Annotated in this window: 5 protein-coding genes and 1 pseudogene; 3 read left to right on the top strand and 3 right to left on the bottom strand. The window is 70.4% G+C overall.

The features are described from left to right. Positions 1 to 312, bottom strand: a pseudogene (locus AD72_RS29110) (4-hydroxy-3-methylbut-2-enyl diphosphate reductase); the annotation flags it as partial. After that, a complete protein-coding gene (locus tag AD72_RS29105) occupies positions 309 to 1382 on the bottom strand; it encodes a polyprenyl synthetase family protein (protein ID WP_031469828.1) in 1074 nt (357 codons plus the stop codon). The pseudogene AD72_RS29110 and the gene AD72_RS29105, both read right to left, overlap by 4 nt. A 155-nt stretch (positions 1383 to 1537) precedes the next feature. Here AD72_RS29105 and AD72_RS29100 point away from each other — a divergent pair, with 155 nt between their 5' ends. The 3 genes from AD72_RS29100 to AD72_RS29090 are packed head-to-tail and all read left to right on the top strand — an operon-like array spanning position 1538 to position 5657. Beyond that, positions 1538 to 3352: a 1-deoxy-D-xylulose-5-phosphate synthase gene (locus tag AD72_RS29100; RefSeq protein ID WP_082469218.1), complete on the top strand. Its 1815-nt coding sequence runs from the start codon at positions 1538 to 1540 to the stop codon at positions 3350 to 3352. Between the two features lie 49 nt (positions 3353 to 3401). Next, on the top strand, positions 3402 to 4814 hold the full coding sequence (locus tag AD72_RS29095; protein WP_031469826.1) for a carboxylesterase/lipase family protein: 1413 nt from the start codon (positions 3402 to 3404) through the stop codon (positions 4812 to 4814). A gap of 15 nt (positions 4815 to 4829) precedes the next feature. Continuing rightward, positions 4830 to 5657, top strand: coding sequence for a PhzF family phenazine biosynthesis protein (locus AD72_RS29090; protein ID WP_082469217.1), 828 nt, complete (start codon positions 4830 to 4832; stop codon positions 5655 to 5657). Here AD72_RS29090 and AD72_RS29085 read toward each other — a convergent pair. Beyond that, complete coding sequence (locus AD72_RS29085) at positions 5647 to 6123, bottom strand: Lrp/AsnC family transcriptional regulator (RefSeq protein ID WP_031469824.1); 477 nt, start codon at positions 6121 to 6123, stop codon at positions 5647 to 5649. The two genes, AD72_RS29090 and AD72_RS29085, sit on opposite strands and share 11 nt — an antisense overlap. Positions 6124 to 6199 lie beyond the last annotated feature (76 nt).

Here is a 6199-nt window from a genome sequence, read left to right as displayed (position 1 = left end):
GTGCACCTTGGTCACCAGCGGGCAGCTCGCGTCGATCACGGTGAGTTCGCGTTCCCGCGCCCGTTCCCGCACCACCGGCGAGACCCCGTGCGCGGAGAACACGAGTGCCGAACCCCTCGGCACCTCGCTGGTCTGGTCCACGAAGATCGCCCCGCGCTCGCGCAGCCGCGCGACGACATGATCGTTGTGCACGATCTGTTTGCGCACGTACACCGGGGTTCCGTAGCGCTCGAGTGCCCGTTCCACGGTGAGGATCGCGCGGTCCACACCGGCGCAGTAGCCGCGCAGCCCGGCCAGCAGCACCCGCTTCACGCCGACCGCCTGGTCATCGCGGTGGCCAGTTCGCGAAGCGCGGTCCCCGGTTCGCCGTCGACCGGACCGTTCTCCAGTGCGTGCAGCGCGGTCTCGGTGCGCGCCTCGATCAGCCGCTCCACGGTGGCCAGCGCCCCGGTCTCGCGCACGATCTCGCGCAGCAGGTCCGCCTGGGGTTCGCGGAGATCCGGCTTGCCGTGCAACCGGTTCAGCGTGTCCAGCTGGGCGCGGCTCGCCCGCTGAGTGGCGAGCGCGATCAGCACGGTCGGTTTGCCCTCGCGCAGGTCATCGCTCGCGGATTTCCCGGTGACGGCGGGATCGCCGAACATGCCGAGCACATCGTCGCGCAGTTGGAAGGCGACCCCGATCGGCACCCCGAACCCCGTGTAGCAGTCCTGCAGCTCCGGACCGGCACCCGCGAGCGCGCCGCCGAGTTCGAGCGGGCGGTGCACGCTGTACTCGGCGGTCTTGTAATGCACCACCCGCAACGCCTGCTCGTAATCGGGCCCGAGCGCCTGCTGGCGGACATCGAGATACTGCCCGGCGATGACCTCCTCGCGCATCCGGTACCAGACCGGGGCCGCCGCGGCGAGCCGTCCGCGCGGGAATCCCGAAGCGTGCAGCAGCTGGTCCGAATAGGACATCAGCAGATCGCCGAGCAGAATGGCGACCGCGCGCCCGTGCGCCTCCGGATCACCGCTCAGCTCGTTTCCGGCGTGTGCCTCGGCGACCGCGCGGTGCACGGTGGGATTCCCGCGCCGGTCCGGGCTGTTGTCCAGCACATCATCGTGTACCAGCGCGAAATCGTGGAACATCTCCACCGCCGCGGCCACGTTGATGATCGGCTCGCCGTCCGTGCCGCCCGCGGCTCGCCAGCCCCAGTAGCACAGGGTGGGCCGCAGCCGTTTTCCGCCGTCGAGCACGAAAGAACGCAGTACGGAACCGACCGAATCACCGCCCCAGGCGATGCTCCAGTCGCGGATGTGTTCGTCGAGGTAGGCGGCGAGCACCGCGTTCACGCGGTCCCGTACCGGTTCGGTGGCGCTGCGGTGCTGTTCGGTCGTGGTCATGTCCACCCTCGCGCTGGCAGGAGAATGTGCCCGCCGAGCCTAGGATTTCGCGCACGAACGCGGCAACGCGTTGTTCTGCCACACGGAACTCGCGGTGGCCGTGCCGCGTGGCGGCGGGCAGGATCGGTTTTCGCCGACGACGAAGGGGAAGGCCAATGCCGACAGAGTCCTCCGGGACGGCAACGAACGCGGCCCTGGACATCGCCACCGACCGGGCGCGACTGTGCGCACTGGATCGCGCGCAGCTCGCCGGGTTCGCGGGCGAGATCCGGTCGTTCCTCGTGGAGAAGGTGGCCAGAACCGGCGGGCATCTCGGCTCCAATCTCGGCATCGTCGAGCTGACCATCGCGCTGCACCGGGTTTTCGAATCCCCGAAGGACCGGATTCTGTTCGATGTCGGGCACCAGTCCTATGTGCACAAGATCCTCACCGGGCGCGCTGCGCGATTCGGCACCCTGCGGCAGCGGGACGGCCTTTCCGGATATCCGAGCCAGACCGAGTCCGCGCACGACGTGATCGAGAATTCGCACGCGTCCACCGCACTGTCCTATGCGGACGGAATCGCGAAAGCATGGCAGCTCAAGGGAATCACCGGGCGCAGCGTGGTCGCGGTGATCGGCGACGGCGCGCTGACCGGAGGGATGGCCTTCGAGGGGCTGAACAATCTCGCCGCGGCCGGCGGGCGACCGGTGATCGTGGTGCTCAACGACAACGGCCGGTCCTATTCCCCGAGTATCGGCGGGCTTCCCGCGCATCTCGCCGGTCTGGCCGAGGACGCCTCCCCGAACGTGTTCACCGCGCTCGGCTTCGCCTATCTCGGCCCGGTGGACGGACATGATGTGCAGGCGGTGGAGAACGCCCTGCGTGCGGCCCGCGCGTTGCGGCGACCGGTGCTCGTGCACTGCCGCACCGAGAAAGGGCGCGGGTACCCGCCCGCCGAGACCGAGCCCGATGACCTCATGCACACCGTCCCGGTGATCGATCCGGAGAGCGGAAACCCGGTCACCGAGCCGAAACCGAGCTGGACGGACGCGTTCGGCGCCGAACTGCTCGCGCTCGGGGCGCGGCGCCCGGACCTCGTCTGTGTCAGCGCCGCGATGCCGAAACCGGTCGGGCTCGGCCCGTTCGCCGAACGGTACCCGGAGCGCGTCTTCGATGTGGGGATCGCCGAACAGCACGCGGTGACCTCGGCGGCCGGGCTCGCGCTCGCCGGAATGCACCCGGTCGTCGCGCTCTACGCCACCTTCCTCAACCGCGCCTACGATCAGGTGCTGCTCGATGTCGCACTGCACCGGCTCCCGGTCACCTTCACCCTGGATCGCGCGGGCATCACCGGTCCCGATGGGGCGAGCCATCACGGGATGTGGGACACGGCGTTCCTGACCGGGATCCCCGGTTCCCACCTCGCGGCGCCGCGGGATGCGAGCCGGTTGCGCGAACTGCTCGGCGAGGCGGTCGCGACCACGAGCGGGCCAACCTTCGTGCGGTTCCCGAAGGCGAATCTCGGCGCGGACGTGCCCGCCGTGGAACGGATCGGTTCGGTGGATGTGCTCTACCGCGCGCCGCGGCCGGTCGTGCTGCTCGCCGCGATGGGGCCGGTCGCGGGCAACTGCGTGCAAGCTGCGGAAATCCTTGCCGGGCAAGGGATTCCGTGTACCGTGGCCGATCCGCGCTGGATCGCCCCGCCGAGTGCCGCGCTGCTCGGCCTGCTCAGCGGGCACCGGATGACGCTCACCGTGGAGGACAGTGCGCGCACCGGGGGAGCGGGCGCGGTGCTCGCCCAGGCCGCGGTGGACAACGGGATCCCCGGTCCGGTGCACAATCTCGGTCTCCCTCGCCGGTTCCTGCCGCATGCCGGTCGCGCGGAACTGCTGGCGGCTCACGGTTACACACCGCAGGCGATCGCCGACGCGGTGCGTGCCGCGCTCGGCGGGCGGACGCCGTACCGGCACCGGCCCGACCGAGCCTGATCCGCCCGCCGGTGCCGGTCCGCTGACGCGCTAGAGTCGGCCTGTGAACATGGCGATCGGGGTGACCGGCGGGCGGGTGCGCGGGCACCGGGTCGGTGCCGGATTGCTTGCCTGGCGCGGTATCCCGTACGCCGCCCCGCCGGTCGGTGCGCTGCGCCTGCGTGCGCCCGAACCGGTGCGCCCCTGGTCCGGGGTGCGCGAGGCGATCGCGTTCGGGAACCCGGCCCCGCAGCGCAAACGCCGGGACACCAGCGAGGACTGCCTCACCCTCAACGTGCTCACGCCGAGCGGTCCGACCAGGAAACCGCGCCCGGTCGTGGTGTTCTTCCACGGCGGGGCGTACCTGACCGGCACCTCCGCCGGTCCGCTGTACCGGGGCGAGCAGCTGGTCGGCCGTGGCGATGTGGTGTACGTCTCGGTGAACTACCGGCTCGGCGCGCTCGGGTACCTGGACTTCCGGGAACAGGGCTTCGACGCCAATCTCGGGCTGCGTGACCAGATCGCGGCACTGGAATGGGTACGGGACAACATCTCCGCGTTCGGCGGTGACCCGGACAACGTCACCATCATGGGCCAGTCCGCCGGGGGCAATGCGGTGACCACCCTGCTGTGCGTGCCCGCGGCGCGCGGACTTTTCGCCCGCGGGATCGCGGAAAGCCCGCCGGTCGCCTCCGCGAACGACTCCGGGACCGCGCAGGCCTGGGCGCGGCGCTTCGTGACCGAGCTGGGCACCGATCTCGGCTCGGCGCCCGCGGAATCCCTGGTGCAGACGGCGCACACGATGGCGATGCGCGCGGCCGACGAGTTCCCGGGCAGCCGCCCCTTCGCCCCGGTCGTTGACGGGGAACTGCTGCCCGAGACACCGCTCGACGCTTTCGCGAACGGGACCGCGAACCCGGTTCCGCTACTGCTCGGCACGAACGCGCAGGAGGGCAGGCTGTTCCCGCTCGTGCTCGACATCGCACCGAGCAACCCCGCGCGGATCCGCAAGCTGCTCGCCGGAACCGATCCGGAGGTGAGTGCCCGGATCCGCGCCGCCTACCGGTCCCGCGGCAGCGTCGCGTTCGGTGGCGACGTACTGTTCCTCGACCCGGCACTGCGCTGCGCCGAAGGGCATTCGGTCACCGCGCCGACCTACTTCTACCGTTACGACTTCGCCCCGCGGCTGCTCGAACTGGCCCGGATCGGCGCCACCCACGGCACCGAACTGCTCGCGGTGTTCGGCATCGGGGACACCGCACTCGGCCGCGCCACGACCGCGCTCGGCGGACGCAGGGCACTGCGCGCGGTCACCGAGACCGTGCAGCGGCACTGGTTCTCCTTCGCCCGCGGCGGCGCCCCGGAAGCCGACTGGCCGCGCTACACCCCCACCGAGCGGAGCACCTACGTCATCGACGAACGCAGCCGGGTGGTTGCCGACCCGGATGCCGCCCAGCGCGAAGCCTTCGTGGGATACCGCTAGCTAGACTGCTGAGCTGTGCGCGAATTCAGCCAAGTAGACGTGTTCAGTGAAGCCCCGCATTCGGGGAACCCGGTCGCCGTGGTGCTCGATGCCGAGGGGCTGAGCACCGAACAGATGCAGCGGTTCGCGCGCTGGACGAACCTGTCCGAGACGACCTTCGTGCTCCCGCCGAGCACTCCGGAGGCCGACTACCGGGTGCGCATCTTCACCGTGGACGAGGAGCTGCCCTTCGCGGGGCATCCGACGCTGGGCACCGCGCACGCGTGGAGTGTCGCGACGGGGAACACCGGGCGCGAGACGCTGGTACAGGAGTGCGGGCTCGGCAACATCGCGTTGCGGCGCACCGAGCACGGTCTCGCCTTCGCCGCCCCGGAACTGCTGCGCTCCGGTCCGGTCGAGGAGGCCACGATCGCGCGCATCGCCGAGGTGCTGGGGATCCCGCGCACCGAGATCCTGGACGCGAGCTGGGCGGACAACGGCCCCGGCTGGATCGGGGTGCTGCTCACCGACGCCGATGCGGTGCTCGCACTGCGCCCCAATGATCCCGGCGAGCTGCGCATCGGGGTCATCGCGGCGCACCGGCCGGGCGGGCCCGCGGACTACGAGGTGCGCACCTTCCTGTCCTTCCAGGGCTCACTCGTCGAGGACCCGGTCACCGGCAGCTTCAACGCGGCCGCGGCGGGCTGGCTGCTCGGCACCGGACGGGCCACCGCGCCCTACCTGGCCCGTCAGGGCACCGCGCTCGGCAGGGACGGCCGGGTGTACGTGTCAACCGGGGATGACGGGACGGTGTGGATCGCCGGTGGCACGCTCAGCTGCGTGCACGGGACGGTCACTTTCTAGAACGGGTCAGCGCCCGGGAACGCGCCTCGTCGAGCACCACGGAGCTGGTGAAGTAGCGCACCTCCGAACGCGAGGCGAGCGTGTCCACGAGGAACGTCTGCAGGTGCCCGCTGTCGGTGACCGCGACGTGCAGCAGGAAATCGGCCTGCCCGCTGACGTGCAGCAGGTTCAGCGTCTCCGGCTGGGTGAGGATGAACCGCTGGAAGGAGTTCACCACCTCCCTGGTGTGCGGGCGCACGTTGATGGACACCACCGCCTCCAGGCCGAGCCCGAGCGCGGCGGGGGAGACGCTGGCATGGATACCGGTGATCACGCCGGACTCGCGGAGTTTGCGCACCCGCTGCAGGCAGCTGGAGGGGGCGAGCCCGACCCGCTCGGCCAGCGTCCGGTTCGCGATCGAGGCGTCGTTCTGCAACTCCTCAAGGATCCGCCAGTCCACCGAATCGAGTTCGACTGAATCACGCATGACACGAACTATATGCGTCGAAGCTGGCGAGCAGGGGAATTTGTGCACAGCATGGGTGAGTGCGTCCGGTGTTCGA

The organism is Sciscionella sediminilitoris, assembly GCF_000737195.2.
GTDB lineage: Bacteria > Actinomycetota > Actinomycetes > Mycobacteriales > Pseudonocardiaceae > Sciscionella > Sciscionella sediminilitoris.
Note: the sequence above shows the minus strand (reverse complement) of the source record. Positions and strands in the feature narration are given on the sequence as shown.

Coding starts and splice junctions, on each gene's coding strand:
- AD72_RS29105 (WP_031469828.1), bottom strand. CDS start 1,382: ATGACCACGACCGAACAGCACCGCAGCGCCACCGAACCGGTACGGGAC.
- AD72_RS29085 (WP_031469824.1), bottom strand. CDS start 6,123: ATGCGTGATTCAGTCGAACTCGATTCGGTGGACTGGCGGATCCTTGAG.
- AD72_RS29095 (WP_031469826.1), top strand. CDS start 3,402: ATGGCGATCGGGGTGACCGGCGGGCGGGTGCGCGGGCACCGGGTCGGT.
- AD72_RS29100 (WP_082469218.1), top strand. CDS start 1,538: ATGCCGACAGAGTCCTCCGGGACGGCAACGAACGCGGCCCTGGACATC.